Annotated in this window: 15 protein-coding genes; 5 read left to right on the forward strand and 10 right to left on the reverse strand. The window is 41.3% G+C overall.

Features of this window, described 5'->3' with window-relative positions; genetic code table 11:
- Positions 1-13 precede the first annotated feature (13 nt).
- From BQ9893_RS11485 to BQ9893_RS11495, 4 genes are all read left to right on the forward strand, one after another.
- Positions 14-2,206 (forward strand): glutamine synthetase III family protein, encoded by a 2,193-nt coding sequence (locus BQ9893_RS11485; RefSeq protein WP_075966177.1) that lies wholly within the window; start codon positions 14-16, stop codon positions 2,204-2,206.
- Between the two features lie 97 nt (positions 2,207-2,303).
- Entirely contained in the window at positions 2,304-2,645 is a 342-nt protein-coding gene (locus tag BQ9893_RS22135; RefSeq protein ID WP_244155122.1) for a hypothetical protein, read from the forward strand.
- A 43-nt stretch (positions 2,646-2,688) separates the two neighbouring features.
- Positions 2,689-2,979, forward strand: coding sequence for a hypothetical protein (locus BQ9893_RS22140; RefSeq protein WP_244155123.1), 291 nt, complete (start codon positions 2,689-2,691; stop codon positions 2,977-2,979).
- Between the two features lie 158 nt (positions 2,980-3,137).
- On the forward strand, positions 3,138-4,307 hold the full coding sequence (locus BQ9893_RS11495; RefSeq protein ID WP_075966178.1) for an ATP-binding protein: 1,170 nt from the start codon (positions 3,138-3,140) through the stop codon (positions 4,305-4,307).
- An 86-nt stretch (positions 4,308-4,393) separates the two neighbouring features.
- Here BQ9893_RS11495 and BQ9893_RS11500 read toward each other — a convergent pair whose 3' ends face one another.
- The 9 genes from BQ9893_RS11500 to BQ9893_RS11540 form a co-directional block, all read right to left on the reverse strand.
- A complete protein-coding gene (locus tag BQ9893_RS11500) occupies positions 4,394-5,818 on the reverse strand; it encodes an L-fucose/L-arabinose isomerase family protein (protein ID WP_075966179.1) in 1,425 nt (474 codons plus the stop codon).
- Positions 5,819-5,965: 147 nt separating this feature from the next.
- Positions 5,966-7,138 carry a glycosyltransferase WbsX family protein gene (locus tag BQ9893_RS11505; RefSeq protein ID WP_075966180.1) on the reverse strand — a complete coding sequence of 391 codons (1,173 nt, stop codon included), beginning with the start codon at positions 7,136-7,138 and terminating at the stop codon, positions 5,966-5,968.
- A gap of 54 nt (positions 7,139-7,192) precedes the next feature.
- A complete protein-coding gene (locus tag BQ9893_RS11510) occupies positions 7,193-10,258 on the reverse strand; it encodes a glycosyl hydrolase (RefSeq protein ID WP_075967341.1) in 3,066 nt (1,021 codons plus the stop codon).
- A gap of 11 nt (positions 10,259-10,269) precedes the next feature.
- The gene (locus tag BQ9893_RS11515; protein WP_075966181.1) at positions 10,270-11,448 is read right to left on the reverse strand and encodes a glycosyltransferase WbsX family protein; all 1,179 of its coding nucleotides are present in this window, start codon (positions 11,446-11,448) and stop codon (positions 10,270-10,272) included.
- A gap of 20 nt (positions 11,449-11,468) precedes the next feature.
- Positions 11,469-14,528 carry a glycosyl hydrolase gene (locus BQ9893_RS11520; RefSeq protein ID WP_075966182.1) on the reverse strand — a complete coding sequence of 1,020 codons (3,060 nt, stop codon included), beginning with the start codon at positions 14,526-14,528 and terminating at the stop codon, positions 11,469-11,471.
- 89 nt (positions 14,529-14,617) lie between these two features.
- Positions 14,618-15,832 carry a glycosyltransferase WbsX family protein gene (locus BQ9893_RS11525; RefSeq protein WP_075966183.1) on the reverse strand — a complete coding sequence of 405 codons (1,215 nt, stop codon included), beginning with the start codon at positions 15,830-15,832 and terminating at the stop codon, positions 14,618-14,620.
- Positions 15,833-15,906: 74 nt separating this feature from the next.
- Positions 15,907-17,718: a RagB/SusD family nutrient uptake outer membrane protein gene (locus tag BQ9893_RS11530; RefSeq protein WP_075966184.1), complete on the reverse strand. Its 1,812-nt coding sequence runs from the start codon at positions 17,716-17,718 to the stop codon at positions 15,907-15,909.
- Between the two features lie 17 nt (positions 17,719-17,735).
- Positions 17,736-21,134 carry a TonB-dependent receptor gene (locus BQ9893_RS11535; RefSeq protein WP_081415444.1) on the reverse strand — a complete coding sequence of 1,133 codons (3,399 nt, stop codon included), beginning with the start codon at positions 21,132-21,134 and terminating at the stop codon, positions 17,736-17,738.
- Positions 21,135-21,289: 155 nt separating this feature from the next.
- On the reverse strand, positions 21,290-22,315 hold the full coding sequence (locus BQ9893_RS11540; RefSeq protein ID WP_075966185.1) for a FecR family protein: 1,026 nt from the start codon (positions 22,313-22,315) through the stop codon (positions 21,290-21,292).
- A gap of 220 nt (positions 22,316-22,535) precedes the next feature.
- On the opposite strand from BQ9893_RS11540, the gene BQ9893_RS11545 reads away from it, so the two are divergent.
- Positions 22,536-23,129, forward strand: coding sequence for an RNA polymerase sigma-70 factor (locus BQ9893_RS11545; RefSeq protein ID WP_075967343.1), 594 nt, complete (start codon positions 22,536-22,538; stop codon positions 23,127-23,129).
- Here the strand turns inward: BQ9893_RS11545 and BQ9893_RS22145 are convergent.
- Positions 23,100-26,885, reverse strand: a complete 3,786-nt coding sequence (locus BQ9893_RS22145) for a glycoside hydrolase family 97 N-terminal domain-containing protein (protein WP_075966186.1) — start codon at positions 26,883-26,885, stop codon at positions 23,100-23,102. The genes BQ9893_RS11545 and BQ9893_RS22145 overlap by 30 nt on opposite strands.
- Positions 26,886-26,931: the final 46 nt, after the last annotated feature.

Here is a 26,931-nt window from a genome sequence, read left to right on the forward strand (position 1 = left end):
AAAAACAATCTGTATGTCAATCTCACGCTTCAATGCAGTGGAGAAAGCATCCAACCGAAAGGCCGTGGAAGCCATTACTCCCAATCAGAAAGTATCCGAATATTACGGTGAGAACGTCTTCAACCGGAAGGCTATGCAAAAGTATCTCTCCAAAGAAACCTACAAAGCCCTGACACATGCCATCGACAACGGAATCCCCATCGACCGCGAAATCGCCAACCACGTAGCCGCCGGCATGCGCATGTGGGCACTGGAAAAAGGAGTCACACACTACACACACTGGTTCCAGCCTCTTACCGACGGGACGGCCGAAAAGCACGACGCTTTCGTCGAACATGACGGTAACGGCGGCATGATCGAAGAATTCAGCGGCAAACTGCTCGCACAGCAGGAGCCGGATGCCTCCAGCTTCCCTAACGGCGGATTGCGCAACACGTTCGAAGCCCGCGGCTATTCAGCCTGGGATCCTTCCTCGCCTGCGTTTATCGTAGACGACACCTTGTGTATCCCGACCGTATTCATCGCCTATACCGGTGAAGCACTGGACTACAAGACCCCGCTGATCCGTTCCATCGAAGCCCTGAACAGGGCGGCCAAAGACGTCTGCAATTATTTCAACGAAGATGTGAGCAAAGTCATCACCTATTTAGGGTGGGAACAGGAGTATTTCCTGGTAGACGAAGACCTCTATTCCGCCCGTCCCGACCTGTCGCTGACGGAACGTACCCTCTTAGGGCACGAAAGCGCCAAGAACCAACAGTTGGACGACCACTACTTCGGTGCGATCCCTTCCCGTGTGCAGGAGTTTATGAAAGACCTGGAAACAGAATGCTATAAGTTAGGCATTCCGGTCAAGACACGCCATAACGAGGTTGCGCCGAACCAATTCGAATTGGCGCCTATTTACGAGGAATGCAACCTTGCCAACGACCATAACCAGCTGTTGATGTCGGTGATGAAACGTGTTTCCCGCCGCCATAACTTCCGCGTGCTGCTTCACGAAAAGCCTTTTATGGGCGTGAACGGCTCCGGCAAGCACTGCAACTGGTCGATGGGAACCGATACGGGCATCAACCTCTTCTCTCCCGGAAAAAACAGGGAAGACAACTTGCGTTTCATCACGTTCGTGGTCAACTCGCTGATGGCCGTATATAAATACAACGCCCTGCTGAAAGCCAGTATCGCTTCGGCAACCAACGCACACCGCCTGGGGGCCAATGAAGCACCTCCCGCCATCATCTCTTCTTTCTTAGGCACACAGATCACAGAAATCCTGGACAGGTTCGAAAACTGTTCCATCGAAGACGCTATCGAGGTGGACGACAAGAAACGCCTGCACCTCGGCTTCGGACAGATCCCCGAACTGCTGTTAGACAATACGGACCGTAACCGCACCTCGCCTTTTGCTTTCACCGGAAACCGTTTCGAATTCCGTGCATTGGGATCGTCGGCCAACTGCGGCTCGGCGATGTTGGCACTGAACTCTGCCGTCGCCTACCAGCTCCGCCAGTTCAAACAGGATGTCGAGGCATTGCGTGCCAAAGGGAAGAGCAAGGAAGCCGCCATCTTCGAAGTGCTGAAAGCCTACATCAAAGAATCCAAACCGATCCGCTTCGACGGAAACGGCTATGGCGACGAATGGAAGGAAGAAGCTGCCCGCCGCGGCCTGGATTGCGAGAACAGCGTTCCGTTGCAATACGATGCTTACCTGAAACCGGAAGTCATCCGGATGTTCAAGGAAACCGGCGTACTGAGCGAAAAGGAACTGGAAGCCCGCAACGAAGTGAAATGGGAAATCTATATCAAAAAAGTACAGATCGAAGCCCGTGTCCTGGGCGACCTCTCGCTCAACCATATCATCCCGGTTGCCGTCCGCTACCAATCGCTGCTCCTGGACAACATCGCCAAACTGAAAGAGACGTTCGGCGGAGAGCCGGAATATGACGATATGTCGGAAGAACCCCGTCGACTGGTCCGCAAGATTGCCGGACACATCTGTTCCGTCACCCGCATGGTAGACGAGATGGTGGAAGCCCGCAAAAAGGCAAACCGTATCACGGATTTTCGCACCAAAGCGATTGCCTACCACGATACCGTCGCTCCTTACCTGGACGAAATCCGCAAGCATATCGACGACTTGGAACTGATGGTCGACAACCAAATGTGGCCGTTGCCGAAATACAGGGAACTCTTGTTCATCCGTTAATTTAGATTAACCGTCTAATTATTATACAAGTATGGATAGTTCGTATCTGCGGATTATCCATACTTTTATTTTTATATCACTTAAATCATACGTGAATATGAAAACAAAAGCACACCTTTCGGTTCTCGTTTTCTTTTTGGCAAGCTTTGCTGGTTGTAATTCATCCTCTCCGAGATCGTTGGTGACAAACGACGGCAGTGTCAGGATAATCGAAAGCCCGGACGGCCCGCTTTACATCTGCGACCTGAAAACGGCCGGCGATACGGTCGATATTCCATTGAGCGAACTGGTGGAAGACTGCCGGATCGTGCGTTTCGAGACCTCCGACGAGGCCCTGTTCAACGCCTGGTGGATTGAGGTGAGCGACAACTATATTTGCGTACGGCAGGAATCCAACGTAGTGAAGCTATACGGCAAGGACGGAAAATTTCTCTGCTGACCATGTCCTCGTCCACTACTACACTTGGGACAAAGGGCGGGTCATGCCCGGAGGAAACATATGGGTGGACAAGAAGAAAATGTCGTCTTCCCAATACCGCCCGGTCAACGACTTCTACGGGAATCTCCCGATCCCCAACCCTAACAGCCGCTTCAACAAGGGCCGATTCATTTTCAACGTCGAACCGGCCGTACTTCAGGAAATGATCGAAGCCCATCTCGTCTCCGGCAAATGTCCCGACCGCGACAAAACCAAACTGAAAGAACTGGTAGCAACCCTGCATGAAAACGACAACAATCTGCTATTTGTCGGGAAGTTGAAACACGACAAATAACACCCCGCCAAACACGCCGGCAAGTGTCGGGGTTGACCATTGAGGATTTATCCGATTACAAATTGCTGATTTAAATCAGCAATTCCACAAAGAAACTGCTGATTTAATTCAGCAGTTTTCGTACATTTGCCCATACTAACTATTCAAACGGACAAGATATGGAACAGCTTATAGAACTTTTCAGGAGATTGCTCAAACTAACCGATACGTCTTATGTCAGATACCTGCATGACCGAATCGACTGGTCTTCCCGTATGTTGGGCATAGTCGGTCCCAGAGGTGTCGGTAAAACGACTATGCTGTTACAACACATCAAACTATACCACGACATAGATGATACGCTTTTTGTCAATGCCGACGATCTGTATTTCACTGAACATCGCCTATTCGACCTGGCCTCAGATTTCTACAAGAACGGCGGAAAGCACCTGTTTATCGACGAAGTACACAAATATCAAGACTGGTCAAAAGAACTGAAAATGATTTATGACTATTATCCCGATTTCCATGTAGTATTTACCGGCTCTTCCATTTTGGATATCTACAAAGGGAACGCGGACCTGAGTCGTCGGGCACTCAGCTACTACCTGCCTGGACTCTCTTTCCGCGAATATCTCATACTGGCAAAAGCAATCCGACTACCAGCCTATTCCTTACCGGAGATACTGGAACATAAGGTAGAACTGCCGGGAACGGAACGTCCGTTGGTGCTGTTCAAAGAATATCTGAAGAGTGGATATTATCCTTTCTTCAACGACCCGGGCTATGACATACGTTTGCGCAACGTGATCACCCTAACCATCGAAAACGACATTCCGGCTTATGCCAAACTGAACGTCGCTTCCACAAAGAAAATCAAACAACTGCTCTACGTCATTGCACAAAGCGTACCTTTCAAACCCAACTTCTCCAAAATCGGGCAGATGATAGACCTGCATCGTAACCAAGTGGCAGATTTCCTCTTTTATTTGGAAAAGGCCGGCATCGTATCCCAGCTTAGAGGAACTACAGAAGGTATCCGGCAGTTAGGGAAAGTAGAAAAGACCTACCTGGACAACACCAACTTAGCCTATGCACTCTCCGACAGCACCCCGGAGACCGGAAACATCCGGGAAACATTTTTCCTTTCTCAAATGAAAGTAAACAACGAAGTCTTTGCCTCCGACAAATCAGACTTCACAATCGGCCCCTATACCTTCGAAGTAGGCGGCCCCAACAAACAACAGAAACAAATACAAGGAATAAATAACGCCTACATCGTAAAAGACGACATCGAATACGGCCACAAAAACATTATTCCACTTTGGCATTTCGGGTTTAATTATTGAGGATTTATCCATTCCCTTCAGCCGTAACCAAGTGAGGATTAACCCCAGAGACGGTTTACGGCTGAAGAAGACAATTCCTTTGACATTCACGAAATTACCACCATCGGGATTTTCAACAAAAAAGCAATCTTTTCCAAATGTTTAGCCCAATGACCAACTCCTATCGCACAATGATGCGAAGGGCCAGCCTTACTCCATGCATCAATAAAATTGCGAGCGCCACAAGAGAAACGATAGCGACTATTTGTATTTCCAATTTGCAGGACTGGCCCATCTTCCGAATAACCTTCTGAAACAAGAAAATAAACGCCGTCTTTACCTTCACATACAGATAATAAAGTAACAGGACCTGTCTTCACTGTCATTTGTATAGATAATCCTTTACCCGGTTTACCATGATACACAGGAAGAGGTACAAGTTTCACACGCCCATTAGACATCAAGAAATGAGCAGGACCATCATGGCCTAACAGAACTACATCATCATTAAAATCTATCGCATAAAATTCAGAAAAAGAACCGCCAGCACCCAACAATGATAATATCTTCATAGCTTGTACATTTTTAACTTCACATTCACCTGCTACCGGAATGCCTTTTCCTGTCAAAAGCGTACAACCTGCTATAAAAGAGGTAATCATATTTTCATATGAATTACCTTGATATCCCTCATAATAGTATGCCAAAGCCCCCAATTGATGGTTGGTGACTAACTTATCCAAAGCGACAGAGGTTTTAGCCGCCCGCTCCAATTCATAAGTTTCACACTCTGACACAACATCAAAGCATTGTCTTAATTCTTGAATTTTTGTTTCTAACTCGTCTGATGTCACTTGATCACGATACGCTTTTAGCTCACACATTTCCAACATTTCGATATGTGTACCAAAAGTAAAGGATTGCTGCGTTACGTCCGTATACACATCCAACATTCCACCATAATAATGGCCTAAAATCCCCATTCGATTCATGCGTAACCCTTCAACCACAATAACCGCTTTCAACCAATTATTGATTTGATCACAAACATATGGTTCTCCTAAATAACCTGAAATAATGTCATATGAGATTCCCGCACGATTAAACACTCCTGCAAACTCTGGAACCGAACAAGCTTGGCAATAAGCTAACCATTCACCTGTCATCTTACCACGATCCCCCAATCCATTCAAATAATCGTAACGTATGGCGGCTTCAGGTTGAACATTCAACAATACGACAGGAACCTTCAGTTGCATAACCAAAGGAAGCACAGTTGAAGACAATGCATAAGTAGAGATATAGAGGAATAATAAAGAGATACCTTCTTTTTGCAGAGAATCAGCGCATTTTCTTGCAGTCACCGGATTATCAACAATACCGACATTCACAACCCGAACATTCGTATTTTCCATTAAATTAGCTATCTGATCTTGGTAACCACACAAGCGTTCATATAAACCTTCAAATTGAGTCCAATATGTATCTAATCCAAATCCAACTAAACCAACTGAAACAATTCTTTTTTCCATGATATTATTTATTATTTAAGCTAATTTGATACAAAAATCAAACAATGTATCTGCTATATATAGCCACATACTGTTTCTTAGAAAAGAAGCCTGCCATTGATATTCGTTTTATCAATGACAAGCAACTTGTTTTATTTTGAATTAACACTATTTGAAAACCTTCTTTACGGCCTTTAAAAATCCATATTTATATTCTGTATCTGGCTCCAAGTAACTTCCTTCTCCCCATTCATTCCAAGCATTGATTGTTACCAAGGGAGTTTGATTCGGATGTTTATCTATAAACTCTTTTGCTTTATACAAGAATTTCTCAAATTTCTGAGGTGTAACATTTGATACAGCAGGTTGAGGACCACCGGGGAAGCGAGGATTATTATCCCAATCAATAGAAACATGCGGAAAATAAGGAATAGAGAAGCTTTCACTAAACTCTTTATATTTAGAAACTGCTTTTTCTCCCCATGAAGCATAATCCTGATTCATCGAAACAAAATGAACCCATTGATAATTTGTTAAACTGTTAAAACCTAAATATTTGACTGTATTCTCCTGAGTGTCTGACTTATCACCTGGAACTCCTGATAATGTCGAAGGAAGAGCATGCCACAAAATTGCCTGCAAATGAACTCCTTTCAAACCTGCTTTTACACATTTGTTTCTAAAATGATCTAAGGCCTTCTTTGCCTCTTCCATACCTCCCAAACCATTAATGAATGTACTCAATTCATAAATGGCAAACACAGGCATTCCATCTATTTTATAATAATTAGGTCTCATAAAATAGTCTTTGATAACATGATCGGTAAAACGATCGAAAATATCAAAATCCACTTCTCCTTTCCAGAACACTTTACTTTTATCTGGTTCATTAGGATCTAAATAACCAGTTTGCGTATGATTTGCCCACATCAAATAGAACTTCATTTTTTCATTATTTCGGGCTTTCAGGAAACCTTCGTTCAATACTCTTTCCAAAAAAGGTTTATCATCATACCAATACCAGTCAAAGATAAACGTATTAACACCATATTTCAAAGCTGTATTAATCTTTTTCTCCTGAACTTTCGGATCTGCCTCGTCCAAATATCCCCATAAAGGGACTCTGGGTTGCCGATGCCCTTCAAATTTTGGTTTAGCTTTATATATAGCCTCCCACTCCCCCTTTCCTTCTGGAAAAATATTAATTTCTTTAAAACGAGGATCATCATGATAAGCCGGCCAAATATAAGCTGCGACATCATACTGTTGCTTTTTCCCTTCTCCAAAGGCAAAAATTGAACAACATAAAAATGCAAATAACAAAGACAAATGATTTTTCATATCCTTTACTTTTTTAATAATACAATATGTTTTTACAAAATATTTTTCGACTACTTATAAAACCTCTTTTACTACTTCTAAAATTCTCACAGGTCCAAGCAAACCTGATTTTACCAAGGGTGACGTAGCGTTATAAGGTTGATAAGTCGTCTTTGTATACAGTTTTCCCATACCTTTATCAGAAAATATCTTATCTCCTATCAGTCTATTAACCCAAGGATTAACAACTTCTATTTTTAATTGATTTTCCCCTGGCTTGACATATTTACTAATATCAAGTTGCCACGGATATGTCCAAACTGTTCCAACTTCTTTTCCATTAAGCCAAACTTTAGCGATAACATTGACTTCTCCCAAATCAAGATAAAATTGTTTACCAGAAGTCTTTCTCATATCAAAAGTTTGAGAATATATACCAATACCGGAATAATACCTAATACTATCATTCTCATTTGTACTCCAGTCGGTCAATTTTTCAAACATAACCTTTCCCGGACCTCCCATACTCGGTTCAAATGAAACAGACCACGGTCTATCGAGAATTTGAACTGTTGTAAATAAAGGAAAATTATTTTCCCCAGAAGAGGGGACGCCATTACTATCTTTACGGAATACTACAAAAAAGCTCTGATCCGTATCAAACTGCATTGGAACAGTAGTTTGTCCATTGTCTGCCGAGAAAGATTTAAGTTCCCTGATTTCACCGGTTAAGGCATCCCATAACTCTGGAATTCTATTATCTACACGAAAAATACAGTCAGTTTGAACCGGTTTGCCAGAACGATTGGAGACAAAATAAATATCGCATCCGTTCTTTGTACGATGTGTATATCGTAAACATCCGTTAGAGATAAAATCTTCCGGAATATCCATCTCTGAAAGTAAACCTGCTATACAGTCATAAGCCGGATAAGAATTATCCTGATTTTTTATAAGATCTTGCCCCCAAATAACCTGTCCTTTTCCAACGGCTCTTTTTCCGACTGTTGCTGGCATTCCTTCTTTCCCCCAAATATCTTCTACTAATGTTTTAACCTCATTATCACACTGAGGATAATTTTGTAAACTGGGAGACTTTTCCGGTGGTATACCTACAATTGTAGCTCCATCCATTACCAACTCTTTTATTTTTTTGAGCATCTCCGGTGTCATTGTCTCCCAATTAGGTAATACCAGCAGACGATACTCAGCTCCACCAGGAAATACTATCTGACCGTTTTTCACTATGGCTGTATACAAAAGACTAGGCGGACATGCATCAAAAGCATATCCCTTCTTATCCGGAAGAATATTTATATCCTGATTTTCTGATGCCGGTCTTCTTTCAAAAGTCTCATCCGCATGAATATAAAGCACATCATACGCAGAATCCGGTTTACTATAAGCGGAGGTCGGAGCTTTAAAAACATGAGGATTTCCTTCCGGACAGAGATAAAGAATATCAGAAACAGTATGTCCTTGTTGTAATAAAAACTGAGAACGGGAAAGATAGTCATGATAAGCCTTACTCATCTCCCACCAGGTTTGATTACGATTCCATTGAACACCAATTCCCCCCATTGTCATTCCCGGTTTTACACTATCAGGAAAACATTGATGTACAAATGTATGGAACATCAGTCGATTAACACCCGCCGCTAAAGCCCAATCTGTTTGGTTCTTCAACAAACCGGGATATAAATCCCAACCATCACTAAGAGCAGTAAAACTTTCAGCCGGAACAACGGGTTGAGCTTTAATATGTGCAGCAGAAGTCGCCTCTATCAAGCTGAAAGTCGTATTAAATCCAAATCCGGCTCTCCAGAACTCACACATAGGGACATCTGCCGCTGCAGCCAGTTCCAAATCAGCGACTGGAGTCATATCATAAGGTTCTATCGAAAGTTCCAACCCACGTTCATGAGCATATTCTCTAATGTATTCAATATGATTTTCCAATATCAGTTCTTGTATTGTTTTACGCAAATCCCACAAGAACCTTTCAGTTAACTCACGACTACCTACAATAATACCTGTATAAGCAGGATAAAAAGGTTGCGGATCATATTTTCTTCGTTGTTTGAATTCTTCACGGAATTTAGATGTCCAATTCTGCGATCCCATCTCCCAACTATCAAAATGAAGCATAGCCAAACCTCCATAAGGAGACTGCGGAGTTCTTTTCTGGAAACCTGCATGACGGAAAATTTCTCCTACAAAATTATTCAAATGATGAGAGATTGCTGTCGTATCCATTTTATCCGTTTCAAAACCTAATCCTGGCAACGGGGCTGGACTTGTAACAGCACCGGTATTACGCACTCCAAATCTCATTATAGTCCATTTCCCTGCCGGAAGTTTTCCTTCAATAGAACCATCTGCTTTCAGTCTGGATGTAAGATCTATTATGTCTACAGGATTCACAATTGAACCCTCCGCTGGTGGGTAAGATGCAGATGTAGATAAAAATTGTTTTACTCCAAACATGGAACTATAAGGATGTCTTCCATAAAGAGACTTTTCATCTGCATCACCAATCCTTTCGTTTCCTTTCGGCGTAGGAAATGCTAAAACCGCAACATCTTCATAAAAATCCTCCCAATCCTTTCTTTGGTCCGGTGTAAACACAAAATCGCCATAGAAACGTTTTCTTGCTACAGGCTTAGGAAGAACCACATCGGTTATATCTGATCCTTCTACTGTAACTGTACTGGCAACCAAATGCTGCATAGCTTCTTCTATTTTCACCCATGGTCCACCAGTCCCAGCCCATCCCGGTCCAGTTGCTATAGATAAACGTATCCCTAACCTTTCACTCTCTGAAACCATATGTTTAAATATATCCATCCATTCCGGGCTGAGCATATCTACTTTTCCACGAGGAACTCCAGCATTTACTTCTAGAAAAATTGCATGCGAAATTCCCACCCGGGCCATTGATTCCAAATCTTTCGTTATCCCTTCTTTCGAAAGGTTTCCATCCATAAAATACCAGTAGACTCCCGGATTTGCACTTTGGGGTGGTGATTTAAATCCTTCTTCTAAGGCCTCTCCTGTAGACCTTACACTATAATCACATTGCACATTAACGCATGCAAGAATAAGTAGAACTACAAATCTTGTCCAATATTTAATTCTCATTCGATAATTCATTAATTAGATTCAACAAATACATTTTTAACCGCCTCTAAATAACCATATCCAAATACATTACAAGGCATCAGATAACTGGTTTCGGTCCACTCATTCCAGCTATTGATTGTTATTAATGGTTTCTGCTTCGGATGCCGGTCCACAAAGGCTTTTGCTTTACGAAGTGCTTTTTCAAAGTTTTCAGGAGTATTGTTTTTCATAACAGCACTAACGCCTGTACGGGGGCTGTTGTCCCATCCCACACTTATATGAGGATAGTAAGTAAAGTCATAAGAAGAATCAATGCGTTCCCACTCCTTTTCAACAGCATCCATAATCACATTGTAATCTTCATTTACGTTGGTGAAATGAGCAAACTGATAATGAGTTCCACTCGTAAATCCCAACTTCTTGACAAAAGAATTCCCCGGATCCGTCGTCTTTCCTGCATCCAAACCACTATAGTTCAAATTAATTGACCACATCGTTATCTGCAACTCAAGCCCCGGAAATCCGGCCTTCTTCGTTTCTTCTTTAAACCATTTCAACGCATCAGCTGTCTCTTCGATTCCTCCCAGTCCCGCTATCAACTGCGGTATATCGTAAATCATAAAAACAGGTTTTCCGTCTATCTTATAATATTGAGGATGTTTGAAATACTTTTCGATATTGCGTTTACAGACCTTTTCAAACTCCTGCCGATCCACCTTGCCTGTCCAGATGACATTATTCTCTTTTACATTGGCCAAACGCGTATCCCAAAGATTTAGCACATCATGATTTGCCCACATCAGATAGAATTGCATTTTATTCACATTCTCTGCTTTAAGGAAACCATTGTCCAATGTCGTCTCCATAAACGGACGACCGTCATACCAATACCAGTCAAAGATAAAAACATTTACGCCATGCTTTGTTGCCTGTTCTATCTCCATTGACATGACAGAAGGGTCTGCTTCATTAATGTACCCCCACAAAGGTTTACGATCCCAATAATGTCCGGGGTTTCTTTTTTGCATTGTCATAACAGTTTCCCATTCGCCTATTCCCATCGGCCAAAACGGACGCAAACGCGGATCGTCGGAAGCGTACGCTGGATAGAGAAATGCTGCTATATCATACTTTTGCTTCTTTCCTTGTCCAAATAAAAGGATCGAGCAACACAAAAACACAAATAACAAACACAATCGATTTTTCATACTTTCAATTTTTTCAATGTTTACTTAGAAATAAAAAACAATTTTACAGGTCCGAACAATCCTGCGTCGTATTGATTTAGATCTGGTATCCCTCTCCATCCCCAGGTACGGAGTTTTCCCATATCCTCTTTCATCCACATTCTATTGGCTATCAGATTTCCTACTTTAATCTTGATTTTATTCTCTCCCGGTTTTAATGTCTTGGAAATATCAAATTTAAAAGGAGGCCATAAACGGAATCCTATGGATTGACCATTGACGAATACTTCAGCCATGTATTTTACTTCTCCTAAATCAAGGAAGACTGATGAAGATACATCGTCTATCGTGATGGAAGTTTCATATTCTAAAAAACCGGTGTATTGTTGAAGCCCGTATGTGTACCAGGAAGCTAATTTTTTGTTCTCTTCCGTACCAACTGTAAATTTGAAAGGGGCAACAGCGATCTTTTCTTCTTTCCGATTTATTACAAACGATAGTAATTTCGATTCCGAAGTCAGATTCATTAAAGTATCTGTTACTTTTATTTTTTCCTCATTCAGCCAAACATCTGTCCCTAACATATAGGATGGAACTATAACCGATTTTGCTCCTACAGGAATATTCATTCTCCAATAGCTATAGATGCTTTTAATATTATTTTCATCTTGGCGGGAATAATATTTCCAGTTCGAGTCATCATATCCTGATCGTAAAAACTCATTTTCTTTCAACTTACTATCTGAATATAATACTTTAGCCGTTGTCTTATAAACAGTATTTTCATTCGGATAACTTATTCTCCATGTAGTATCGATCAGTTTCTCTTTGGTGATGATATCCGGCTTCACTTCTGTTGAATTTGTTTTATCAGGATCAAAAGCCAGCCAATAAGCTTCAAACGGATTCAATGTCAGGGATACTTTCTGATATCCGTTCTCTGTTGATGATGGAATATTCTTTTTCTGACCTGTCTCACAATCCCATATTTCAGCAACTCCTTTTCCATCTCTCAACCAGGCGGTGAAATGTTTTAATGTATCGGTATTGTTTGCAAACCAGTATAAGTTAGTATTACCAACCTTTCTTTGAGCCGTATATAATCTACCGGAGTTTTCAAGACGTATCTGAGGTTCCTTCTTTTCATTCAGGACTGTGATCATTGTTTTCATTTTGTCCTTATCAGAGGCTAAATTGATAACGTTTGGAAGTTGTTTTAATACTTTAGCCTGGGTCATAATTGTTTTATCGTTCAGTCCTTTTTCAGGAGAACCCAGAGGTAATTCACCCAATAAAACAACTAACCCTCCCTGTTTGGCAAATTCAACGATTTTTTTGAATGATGACTGATGAATAATATAAGTCACCGGAAGTACGATTGCCTTAAAATTATGATTATTGATCGTTATTGTTGTACTTTTACCGGATTTTTGTATTGTTCCTTTCGATAAATAATATTTGTCGGCAATCAAGAAGTCTATATTTTCCTGATTCATCTTTCTCATGGCTTCCGAATAGACCTGGTCCGTTTCAATTACCCGAGGATCCCATGGAGCATTCTGTACACCTTTTTCTTCCGAAAAATAGTTCTCAGAAAAAGACCAAGCAGTTTCAATCGGATGGACTAGCAAAACATCTGCAACCAGGTTGCTTTGTCGGGTAATGAAGGCTGCACGTCGGGCAAAATCAGTCCATTGGGATAAATAGTTCCAATAAGGATTTTCTGTAAACCAATCACTGGGAAAAGGAATTGTCTCCAATTTTCTGTTCATATAAATACCATGGGGGACAACATGGCTAACACCAAATGAAGTGACTGAATTTATAGTCATTTTCATCATTTCCGGAGATTGTATCCACCCGGCTACTCCCATGATCTCACTCATGAAAGGACGGCCTTCAAATTCTGCAACAGATTGTACTTCTTTAAAGTCATGTACATCCTGAGATTTCATTTCCAGACAGTCGTTCCCTGGCATTGTTACGCAGCGTGTCGTTCTCATCAAATCGCCTACTGCGATTGTTTGAAGTTGTAATGACTCCTCCCACAAATTGGAAATATAATACATATTACGTTCTTTCAGCCACTTAACTAATGGTTTGAAATAGCATTCATTATATACATCCGATACGACGTCGAACCAATCACATCGGGCCACAACAAACAAACCGTCTTTGTCTTTTTCAGTTAATAAGGGCAACCATGTTCTTATATCACGTTTCTTTTTCTTCTGATACTGGATTGCCAAATGTTCAGACCAAGCCATCTTCCATCCATAATCACCTTCATTATCTACAAATACTCCCGGTATACTACGCCCCATATCTTTCTTGAAACGTTTGTCATATTGTTCATGGACCATTGGAATGAATACTTCCATTAATTTTGGATCTAGATAATTAACCCTACCGCCATCAACTCCTGAATGTTTCTTTATTGTATATGTATAAATAATCCAATCACCGGAAGGAGTGGTCCATTTGATATTATTTCCTTCGCCAATAACACGTAATGATGAAGCATCAAGTTGATTTTTAACCACTTTTCCGGCAACAGCGAAATCAACCGAGTCATACTTTACCTCTGTTCTCCCCTTTACACAATAACGCATTGGAGAAAGATAAGTTGCTTCCAGTTCCGGGTGGTTTTGCAGAATCCTACCTGCTGCTTGGCCGCTTGGCCAGTTATAATCATCACAATATCCGAGTGTTAGCCCATTGCCTTTTGCTTTTTGTAGTGCATTGCTAAAGCTGTTGAACCAAGGGGCTGCAAGGTATTGTTCAACAGGAAGTGCTGTTACCGTGTTATCAAACCCGGAACGAGGATGTACATACCCGGGATTCAATTTTTGTTTAGCCATCTCTTCGACCATTGATGCAGCCAGACGTTCATCTTTGATCACATCGTCCCAAAACCAAAAGGTATGAGGTGCATAAAACATAGGAGGATTATCAAACATGTCATAAATCTCCTTGTCACTGTATTCTTTCAACCATTCAGGATAAATATCTTTTTCAGGGATATTTTGAGCGAAAACTATTGAGGAAATCAATGAGCTACATGTTACAATTAAAAATGTGTTTTTCTTTGATATATTCATTGATATATTTTTTATCGATGCATAATAAAATATTTTCTATTAAAAGAGGGCTATTTCAATCGGAAAGACCAAAATCCACCCTCTTTTCTTCATTCAAAGACCTCTTTAACCGCTTCCAGATAGGACATTCCATTCTTCATATCAGGTTCCAAATAGCTTCCTTCCGTCCATTCATTCCAACAATTAATATTTAAAATACGAGGACCATTAGGATCTGCCAACAATCTATCCCGAGTCATTTCTAAAGCTTTTTTGAAATTCTCCGGAGTATTATTCGACATGGTGTTCGTATAGGGATAACCATATTTGCTACCACTCCATTCTTTTTCCTGATTTGTTCTCGGACTCGGATCCCATCCCATAGTCACATTCGGATAATAAGGAACTCCATACTCTTTTTTTGCATTATCCCAATGTTCCATATATTTATCCCGGACATAATTAAAATCAGTTTCAACCTCTGGCAATCCGGCATGATGAATCCAAACATAAGATGTCGCAGAATCAAACTTAAGTTTTTCTAATAATTCTTTATTATTAAGCGGTGCCTCCTGACCAGGTAAAATAGCCGTACCCCAAGCAACCAAATTCCAGTGTATTCCCTTCAATCCGGCATCAACAGCCTTCTGGTCCAATTTTTTCATTTCCTTTATTGTTGCTTCTAAAGACCCGAAACTATTGATGAAATTTTGAATATCATAGATAGAAAAATAAGCTTTTCCATCTATCAACCAATAATTGGGCTTAGTAAAATATTGCTCAACCAAATTATTGCCAATACGATCGAACATTTCAGAAGTAACCTTTCCATCGTATAAATAATCATGTTTATTACCACCTGTATAAGGATATAGGTCCATCCAGTCATGATTCGCCCACATAAGTGCAAATTTAATAGCATTTGTATTCGATGCATGCAGAAAACCTTCATCCAGACAGCGGTTTAAAAAAGGCTTCCCCTCATAAGTATACCAATCGAAAATGAACACATCGATACCATGTGTCGATGCAGCCCGTATTTTTTGTTCCATCACTTTAGGATCTTTCTCATCGGTATACCCCCACATTGGTACTTTAGGCTGATCGTGTCCTTCAAAGCGAGGTTTGGCATTCTTTACCAACTCCCATTCCGACCAATTTTCAAAATGTTGACGGCTAATTCGCAAATCAGTTGTATCGCGTGTATGATAATTAGGAAAATAATAACATGCTACTGTAATTTCATCATCTACATCTTTCGTCTGGTTCATGCACGAAACAGTAAAAGCCAGTACTATCAAACAAATAACTACTTTCAGATTCATTTTTTATATTTTTTACTTTCATAAAGACGATCAGTTCAGATCCATTTCCTGAAACTGATCGTCTTTACTAACAATTACTCATATCCAGGATTCTCAACCATATTAGGATTACTAGAAGTTCTACTCAAAGTTATAGGCAAATAATAATTTTCTTCTTTAAATAATGGTGTAGAAACACTTCCATCAATATTGTCCAAAATTTCTAATTTATATTTTTTCTCGCCATTCATATAGCTGGAATAATCCAAGATATACCGCAGGCCAGAAAAACTTCTCGATAATTCTGTCGTTGCTGTTCTCCACCGTCTAACATCCCAATAACGATGTCCTTCAAATGCTAATTCCACTTTTCTTTCATGACGTATCTTATCCCGGCTAATGTCTTTTAGCGAAGCAATACCAGCACGTCCTCGTATTTGATTAATAGCATCCAATGCTTCGTCTTTCTTATCTAATTCATAAGCAGCCTCTGCCAAATTCAATAATGTTTCCGCATATCGAAACACTAGAAAATCTTGCGAAGATGTAGCCCATGCACCATTAGTTCCGCCCATATTATCATGAGATTCATCCAAATATTTCATTACACCGAAACAAGTTCCTTCCAGATCCTGATCACCGGTACACAATACTCCATTATAAGAATCCTTTGTCATAATTGTTCCATCCGACAAGAGTAAACCGTTATGATAGTCCACAAAACTTCCTTTCCAAGGTGTTTCTTGAGTATATATTGTTGCGAAGAAACGAGGATCCTTTTTCCCCCACAACTCATCCATAGTCCATAGGCCATTCTCCACTTCTGCACGGTTTAGCTTTCCAGGTGTACCATCCATATATTCAAATTCCTCTACTAACTCTAAATAGGGAGCATCCAAGTTCCCTCTGTTCCAGCCTTGAGGACGAGGACATTGGAAGAAATCAACAGCCCATCCATTTCCACCAGTGATCAAACCATTGGAACTATCATGTCTTTTGGCAAAGATAACCTCACTATTATTTTTAACTAAAAATATATTTTTAAAATTCGTCACCTTATCGGCATCCTGATTATATAAAGCAAATTTTCCACTATTCATAATCTCTTTGGAGGCATCATAAGATATCTGATAATAATCTTTAGCTTTTTCTGAAGGAATTCCCACAACACCTTCCAATTGCACCTTTCCATACTGTGCAATGCTTGCTGCATATAAAGCAGCCCGTGACTTTAATGCCAAAGCAGCATATTTTGTTGCACGTCCAAGGTCTGAACTTGTTGTCTCTTCCGGTAACTCATTTACAATTTCGTCAATCTCTGATATTACGAAATTATAAACAGCTTCTTCTGTATCTCTTTTAGGAAATAATTCTTCCTCTGGATCTGTTAATTGTTGCGCTTTCAAGATCAAAGGAATGCCACCATAACGTTTAACCATGGCAAAATAAGAAAAGGCTCTCAAAAAACGAGCTTCTGCCACTCGGGTATCTTTAAGTTCTTGACTTAATGGTGAGTTTGGAACTTTCTCAATAAACTCATTGATTTTGCGAATTGGTTCATATCCCCACCATTCAAGCAAACCGCCTCCTATCTTCAATCCGCCGAATTTATAATTATAACCAGCCATAGCATCTCCCCAATCTCTCCATAAAGACAAACATTCATCAGAGACATGATTGATTACAAATCCAGGAAAATAAGAATCTCCTTGCCAGCCAGTTCCAACACTTTCATTACCAAAATAAGACATATGATAGTAACATTGAACCAGATAAGCTTCTATCAAAGCTTCATCATTCCATACAGCTTCATCAGAAATAATATCCAAAGGGGTCTTATCCAATACATCAGAACAAGAGACCAAAGATGAAGCAATAATTAATATAGACAAAAAATATTTTTTCATTTGATTAGTATTTAAAATTAGAACGACAAATTAATTCCAACAGAAAGAGTCTTTTGCTGAGGATAATAAAAACCTCCCTGTCCAGAAGGAGCTTCCGGATCAATATGATATTTACTCAATTTGTCTAATGTAAACAAATTGGTTCCAGCAAAATAAACCCGACACTGCTGTATAAGTAACTTTGAACAAATATCTTTTGGTAAATTATATCCGAGAGCAAATGACTTCAAACGTAAATAACCTGCTTTTTTATAAAAATAATCGGATACATAACTGTTTGTTGCCGCTCCTCCCAAACGTGGATAAAGAGCATCAGCGACATTGTTATTTTCACTCCAACGAAGATCGAACAGTTCCTGAGGATATGTCAATGTATTATGCCATAAAGAAATATAACTACTATATCCAAAAGCACCTTGGAAAAGAGCTGCTAAATCAAAATCTTTATATTTAAGATTTACATTTAAACCATACATCCAATGTGGCATTGTCCCTTTACCAATTTCAACTTGATCTTTCCAATCCAATACTTTATCTCCATTTACATCTACATAACGAATATCACCAGGGCGTAAGGAGGTATTCTGTTTATTATCTTGATCAAAATCCAAATTGTCAACTTCTTCCTGGGAAGTAAATAGTCCATCAGATATATAACCAAATTGTCTGTCTATCCATTGCCCTGATTTCTGATTAATTCTTTTCTGATCCGGATCAGTATACATCTGTTCTTCATAATGATCCCATTTTGCTCTTGACCAAGAAATATTACCACTGATATCATAACTGAAATTCTTGAAATTTTTAGAGCTACCTATTTGAAATTCAAATCCTCTATCATTTAGACTATTAATATTCTCTTGAGGAAAAGTTGCTCCAAATGTAGGAGACATACTCATTGTCCTTGTTGCTGGAATTCCCGATCTTTTTCTGTAAAAGACATCGCCTTCTCCGTAAATAAGTCGATTCAGGAAAGAATAATTCAAACCGACATTCCATATCTCAAATTTTTCCCATGTTAAATTGGGATTAGCCAATCCTGTTGTAGTAATTCCCAACATGCTTTTATCGCCCAACAGATAATAACCATTCAACTTATAACCTGATAAATATTGAAAATTACCTACTGCATCATTTCCAGAACGTCCATAACTTGCCCTAATCTTAAAATCATCTACAATGGATTTTGTATTCGACATAAAAGATTCTTCTGAAATTCTCCAACCCATAGAAACACTTGGAAAAACACCCCATCTATGTCCTGGTGCAAACTTGGCAGAAGCATCAGCTCTCAAAATCGTTTCTAACAAATATCTATTTTTATATGAATAATTAAATCGACCTACGAAACTTTTACGTCCCATCTCTGAAGAAGCTCCATCATTTTTCATTGTTTCCGTATTACCAACGAACAATTCTTCAATAGATGGAGTTAATAAATCTTCCCTACTTGCAGACATCCAATTGCCTGAATAATCAATAGCTTCATACAAAGCTAAAACTGATAATGAATGATCTTCGGCAAATATATTATCGTAATTGATTGAGAATTGACGAGTTAACATTTTGCTACGATCATCTCGTTGCGTCAACTGAGCTGAATTACCAAAGCCTCCTGCGTTTATATATGTATCACTAGCCACATCATATCTATAAAAAGTTGAAGGTCTATTAAATAGTTTTACATAACTAATCTGATCATAATAATTGAATAAAAATTTAGCAGAAAGTCCTTTTATCTGTTTAAATGCATATTTTAAAGCAATTGTACCATTTAAATTAAGTTTCTCTTCATCTGAATATCCAGACAACTTTGTGTTGGAAGTAACATGCGCACCTCCAGTTCCTTTTCCATCAGCATAAGATATTTTTGTAGGATCTGGTAGATGAGCCGGATAAACAGGTAATGTATTCCAAAGATCTTGCCATACTCCGGCATTATTCTGTGGTCTTATTGTTGTCATATTATCAGACTTGATAAATGACAAATCCAACTGCATTGATAATTGGTTGGTGATACTAGCATCAATATTTGATTGCAAATTATAACGTTTATAATTACCACCATTATGTTTCCAAATGGATTCCTGACCTAAATATCCCAAAAAACCATAATATTTAATCTTCTCACTACCTCCACGCACCGATATGTTATGTTGGTTCAATGGAGACCAATTTCTAATCAATTCATTATACCAATCGGTATTTACATATTGCGGATCTGTCCCTTCATAAAATTTCTGTATTTGTTCTTCCGTATAAGGAGCTGTTGATTCAGGTTTACCTGACTGAAGCCATTCCTCTCGTCTCAAAGTTGCATAATCACCAGAAGATACCGGTTTAGGCATAGTTGTTATACTTTGAAATGTAATAGAAGAATTTACTGAAATTGTTGGTTTTTGTTGTACGCCTCTCTTCGTAGTTACCAAAATAACACCATTACCTGCACGAGCTCCATAAATAGAAGCGGAACCATCTTTCAATATACTGATAGACTCAATCTGGTTAGGATCTATTCGATTGAAATCCATTTCTATTCCGTCTACGATCCAAATAGCATTATCCGAAAATCCACGCACCTTTATTGTTGCCTGGTCCGCCCCTGGTTGTCCACTTGTCTGCTGAGATACCAACCCAGGCAATCTACCCCCCAAACTATTTATAGTACTGGAAACCGGAGCCACTGTCATTTCTTCGCTTTTAACTGTTGCGATAGAACCTGTCAAGTTCCCTTTTTTCTGCGTACCATATCCGACAACAACTACTTCGTCCAAAGTTTTGGTATCTTCCTTTAATACGATAGCCAATGACTGTTCATTGCCAATCTCTATTTCAGAAGAAAGATAGCCTATATAAGAGATCTCCAGCAAATCTCCCTTTTTTACATTTAAAGAAAAATGTCCGTCTATATCCGTTACTGTACCATCAGTCGTTCCTTTGACCATTACATTTGCACCAATAATAGGCTCGCCGTTTTCATCCTTTACGGTACCGTTTACTGTTTTCTTATTCTGTTGAATACCTGAGACAGAAGTAGATTCTGTCGAAAGTATAATCTTTCTATCCACCACCGAATAGCGTACATTCGTTCCGGCAAAGATATTATCCAACACTTTAAATATATCGCTCTTATCGGCATCAACAGATACCTTCCGGTTTAAATCGACATGTTTTGTGTTGAAGAAGAAGGAGAATTCTGATTGGTTTTCGATTTCATTCAACACTGTCTGGACCGTTTGATTTTGCATTTTCAGGTTAACGGTCGCTTTTTGCGCATAACTGTCCGCTGCTTGTGCCAAGCCGATCGAACAGAATAACAAGAATATGTACAGCTTCATAACTCTTGGAATTTTATTTAAGGCAAACCAAAATAACTCTGGTACCCAAAACTGTTGGGTATTAAAATGTTTTTGCATAATTTTGTGGTGATCTAATTAATAAAAAATGGTTTATTACTGCTTGTCGCCAAACAAGCGTTTTAAAGTTAACTCATTTCATCCGGAAGAATACGCCAATATTTTTCCGGATGTTTTTCTTTAAGGAGGTCTGTTTTTCATGCTTAATAGATTGTTTAATAGATTTCTATTCTCGTTTTTTCATTCATGGTATCTTGTGTATCCAGATAACGCCATTTGATATTGGATGATATTTTGAAGATTTCCAATATACGCTCCAACCGCTGATTGCTGAAAGATCCGGTAAACGCTTCGCTCCGAAGACGGTCATTGGATAACACGAAAATTACATTAAACCGCTTTTCCAGTATCCGCAATGCTTCGGGCAGAGGGGTCGCATGGAAAACAACCTTTCCGTCTTTCCAGGCAATCTCCGATTCGCCATTCGTCTCTGTCAGTTGCACACGGGAAGAAAAAGAATCATAGGTCAGTTTCTGTCCGGGTTTCATCAGTACGGCCGTGCCTCGCCCGTTTTTCATATAATCGAAACGGACCTTTCCTTCGACCAGGGTGGTAGAGACAAAAGCGTCTTTTTCGAATGCTTCGACATTGAATGAAGTACCCAACACTTCTATTTTCGTTTCATGGGGAGCAGAGATCACAAAACCATGCTCCGGGTCTTTCTGCACTTCAAAAAAAGCTTCTCCCTCTAAAGTCACTCTTCTTTTGTCCTTATCGAAGAAAGACGGATAAGACAGTTTCGATTCCGAATTAAGGTGAACAACTGTGCCATCCGGCAGATTAACCGTCGTCGTCATGCCCGGATTTGTTTTCACTTCGATCGTCTGGGCTATTTCAGCGGGGCGGGGTTTCAGATTTTGTATACCGAATGCTATCAAAAGAGGGATAAACAGGATGGCAGCAACGCGTTGCAACCAAGTCGTCACGGTTACTTTAGGACGGGCTGTGTCTTTGCTCATCTTTTGACAAACAGAAGACAAGGCCTTCTCCGTATCCACTTTCGATAGCACCTGCATCGTGTCCGTTGCCAGATAAAGAGTATGGATTTGCTTGGCAATCCGATAATTTTCATCCGATTGCTTGATCCATTCCTCAACCTGCCGGCTTTCCTCGACCGTTGCTTCGCCGGAACAATAGCGTGGAAGAAGGTTTTCTATTATATCTGTATTCGATGTTTCCATGTCTGTTTTTATCCTTGTTTATCTATTAGACAAGAGTAATCGAACGGATTCCTAAACGAAGAAGCATCTTTTTTCAATATTTTTTATGGAGAAACTTTCCGCTTGCCCAATTGCACTGTAGAGAGTGCAATTAGAACAATTCGAGCTTACTATGCAACGCAAGGCTTTATAAGTATTTTGTAGTTAAAGAATTTTAAATTACCTTTGTACCTTGATGTATATGGAAGGAGAGAAACTACAAACCACAGAAGAACGCTTTTTACTCTCAGCCATGCAACGAGGAGATCTAAAAGCCTATGGTGTCTTGTTCAGAAGATACTATCCGATGCTCTGTGCTTATGCGACAAAGTTTGTAGAGCTAAAAGATGCCGAAGAGATCGTGCAGGATGTAATGCTGTGGTTATGGGAGAACCGGAAAACGCAAACCTTCGAGACGTCACTTAGCCAGTATCTGTTCAAAACGGTCTATCACCGCGCCATCAACCTGATCGTCCACCATCAATCCCAACTAAGAGCCGACACTCTTTTCTACGAAAATATGCAGGAGATGCTACAGGACACCGATTTCTACCAACTCGAAGAGCTGCAAAAAAGGATCAGGGAAGCGGTAGACGCATTGCCTCCCACTTACCGGGAAGCTTTTGTCATGCACCGCTTCGATAATAAAAGTTATAAAGAAATTGCCGAAATCCTGCAAGTATCCCAAAAAACCGTCGACTACCGGATACAACAGGCATTAAAGCAATTACGGATAACGTTGAAAGATTATCTGCCGTTGATCCTGTTATTGTTGCCCGGAGATTTCCTGTCGTAAATGCAACACACATCCGCTATTCCCGATCAGGCCGATGGTAACCTCATTGCGGCTATCCAACTTGATCTTCTTGATATCGACGACATCCTTTTTCTTTTCGGATGCCTGGTAATAGAGTGTGGCGACATAACCTTTCTTGTTTTTCAGGAAATCAAGGGGCAAGGAGATTTGCTTCTTGTCTCCGGCATTCAACATGCTCACGTACCAATCGGAACCCGAACGGCGGGCGACCACAGCATATTTGCCCATTTCTCCCTCCAGGAAGCGAGTTTCGTCCCATACGGTCGGAATAGAATTATAGAAACGGGTTGCGGCATCTGTTTTGATCACAGACTCGGCAGAGCCTGCACCACCGGCGCGTCTCGGTGATTTTTCGGGACGGTCATACCAATAGACAAACTGCCAGGGACTGTAAATAGCGACTAATTTAGCCAACTGGGCAGCACGTCCGCCCATCTTTTCCGTGACTCTTTCCGCAAAATAACAATTGGTATAGTCACCCGCTCCGCAGATCATGCGATTATATAATGTATAGATGGCCTGGTCCAGCGACGGACTTTCTTCGTCGCCACGGATACCTTCCTGAGTCAGTAAATTCGGATACGTGCGTGAATAGCCTGTCGAACGATACTCATCGTGGATATCAACCATCAATCCATATTTGGCGGCTTTGCGTACTGCCTGATGCAACCACGCCGTAGCATACTGGTCGCCCACATTCACAAAACCATATTTCACACCTTTGATACCCCATTTCTTATACAAAGGCAGGATTTCATCCAGTTGCTGATGCAGCGCTTTTTGATTCACATAAACCAATATGCCGACTCCTTTTGAATTGGCATATTCTATCACTTTAGGCAAGTCGAGCGGGCCTTTCGAACGAGCCGGATCGACCGTAACGGTGGTCGCATCCGATTTTACGTCTCCTTCCGCCCCATACCAACCGGCATCAAACAACACATAGGCAATATTGTTTTCTGCTGCAAAATCAATGCAAGCCATACTGCCTGCCGTTGTCAACGTAACTTCACGAATCACCTGTCCGGGCTTGATCCAGCTGGTGTTAGCTATCTGGTTAGGTTCGTTCAGGTTAAGAATAATGTAATTATTTTCGACCAATTTTCCCGGATGACCGGCGACCATCACATAACGCCAGGGAGATCGATAGCCGGCCAGATCCAGATTGACCTTTCCCGACAAAGCTGATTGTACTCCAAACCCAGTCTCACTCTTCTCTAATTTCATGCGGGAATAATCGACAAGGGCAGCTTCTCCGATTGCAACAAACCGGTTATCATTGACTTGGATCACCTGAGGACGATCGGCAGTACCTTTCAACGCACTCAATTTCGTTTCGGAATAAGCCCCTTGCGCCATGCCGGTCACCCAAGTCTTGCAATCTTCCTGAAAAAGAAACTGCGTCTTCTCATCGGTTACCGTTCGGTTCCAGAAATCCAGTTTATCGAAGGCATAACGGAACGCCAGTCCTTCATCGTAAAGACGGACACTCAACGCCATCTCTTTCCGGTTCTCATCCGACTGAAGTGTTAGCTCAACCTCATTATACCGGTCTGTCACGACAGCTCGTTCCCCATAGACCGGTTGCCAGGTCTGATCGACCGATTCCCGTTTTTGGTCCGCCACCTTCCAGTTTCCTTTCAGGATATTCTCATCCAAAGAGAACTGCAACGTCTTAGCCGTCACCACCTTTTCCCCATCGTCAAATAAATCTATTTCGACATTCTTCCCACCGACCTTGATCTCGGCATTCATTTTCCCGGAAGGGCTGGCAAGCGGGAAAGCTGTTTGCTCACAGGTACCTATAGACGAATTCTTCTTGATAACAAGACACGCACCGCCGCCGGGAGCCAGCTTCAATGTCAGTTTATCATTGTTTGTCAGTTGCCGAGTCGCCACCTTCAGGCTTTCACGGTTTGTCAGGTAGTGGGCATCCTCACCGTCTTCGATGACTTCGACCGTATATGTCCCTTCTTTCAGGAAAGAAAGAGGCAGTTCTATCGTCCTTCCGGATTCATTCGTGGCCGCACCGACCAGATAAGCCTCATCCGTTTCCCTCATCATAACGATATACTCCCCGATTTCACCGGCCAGGGTACGGCTCTCTTTCCACGGCATTTTCTGGGCGGACAGGAAATTCAGCAAAGCCGGATACTTCCGGTAATATTCCGGGATATCCGGTAAAATAGTCACACCTGAAAAAGTGATCAACGTACGGGCAGCTTCCGAAACCAATGTAGAAGGAACGGGCTGGCTCTCATCCACACGTGTCGTATGTCCTTGGCGAAGGTCGAACATCCCGTTGTTCATATCCACCGGACCGGCAACCATATTGACGAAAACGGTCGTCACAAATGTTTTAGGTTCGAACACATGATGTCCGTCCAATTGGGCGTGGCAATATTCGCGTGTCACGGCATTCGGCCAAGTACGCATCTGTCCATAAGGATGAACCGGACCGTCATGGAAATCGACCAACAGATGGTTTTGCGCACAAAGCTCGGTAATCTTTTTCGTCCACAGGTTCTTTTCTTCCTGCGTTCCGCTCATAAAACCGTATTTAACCCCGGCAGCTCCCCAATCGCCATACTGCTTCAGGGTCTTTTCGATCGGATATTTCCGTCCTCCGACATCATTCAGATAAAGCCAGATTCCGACCCCTTTCTCTTTTCCATATTTCAACAGCCGTTGTACATCCTGCGCTTTTTCTCCTTTAACAGGATCGGAATCCGATTCGAATTCCGGGCCGTACCAATTGGCATCCAACACCAAGTATTTGAAACCCTGTTCGGCTGCAAAATCGACCATCCGCACCCAGGAAGGATAAGACATCTCGTATGTAAACCCATCCCAGACTGCTCCGTTGATACGCCAATCCCAGACAGCCAATCCCGGTTTCACCCACGAAAAATCATAACGAGGATCCGGGTCCGGATTCAGCAACTCCAACAAATGGGAATCGGTCAAAGCTCCGGGTGTCGCCCCATGCAAAACGACTCGCCAGGCCGAAGTGTATCCCGGCGACAGACAAGCCGGCTTGGAAGCCACCGAGAAAAGCGATTCGCCTCCTTTGGATTGTAAGACAAGAGGGGCTCCTGTTTCCAGACAGGCTTCATGAATAGCCATATAATGTTTATCGCCCGCCTTCACGGTCATCACCGGCAGACGGGTTCCATCTGTTTCCGTCAACTTTTCAGGCCCTATATTATGGTTCTCCCCGTTATAGAACCATGCCGTATAATCTCCGGCAAAATTATAGGCCGTCAGTTCGGACTGCACATCCACGCGCTCTCCCTCACCTTCCGGTATTTTATAACAGAACGCAAAGCCGTCGTTATACCCCCGGACCACCAACTGCATCCGCTTCGGTTGTCCGGCCGGATTCTGCAAATCGATCACCGATTCATTGAAATGATCTTCGACCACAGCCCGCTTTCCCCAGAGCGGCCTCCATTCATCCCGGACTTGCCGGTCGGAAACGCCTTCTATTTTCCAACCGGAAGAAGGGACCGTTTCCTGCGATTCCAGCTTGAAACCTAATGGAGATTCTTTTATCAACATTTCTCCATCGGCAGTAAAAGTATACGTCAGCGAACCATCGTTATGTAGCTGAACAGCCATCACCGACTTTTTGTCGGGCGAGAAAATCCGGTAGAGTTCGGGTTGGGACTGAGCACAAACATTGTTCATTCCCAGAAACAACAGTAGAATAAATGTTACAAATCTTGTATTCATAAATATGTTTTCGTAAGTATTAAATCAAATCCTGTCCATATTAAAC

Source organism: Parabacteroides massiliensis (assembly GCF_900155425.1).
Taxonomy (GTDB): domain Bacteria; phylum Bacteroidota; class Bacteroidia; order Bacteroidales; family Tannerellaceae; genus Parabacteroides; species Parabacteroides massiliensis.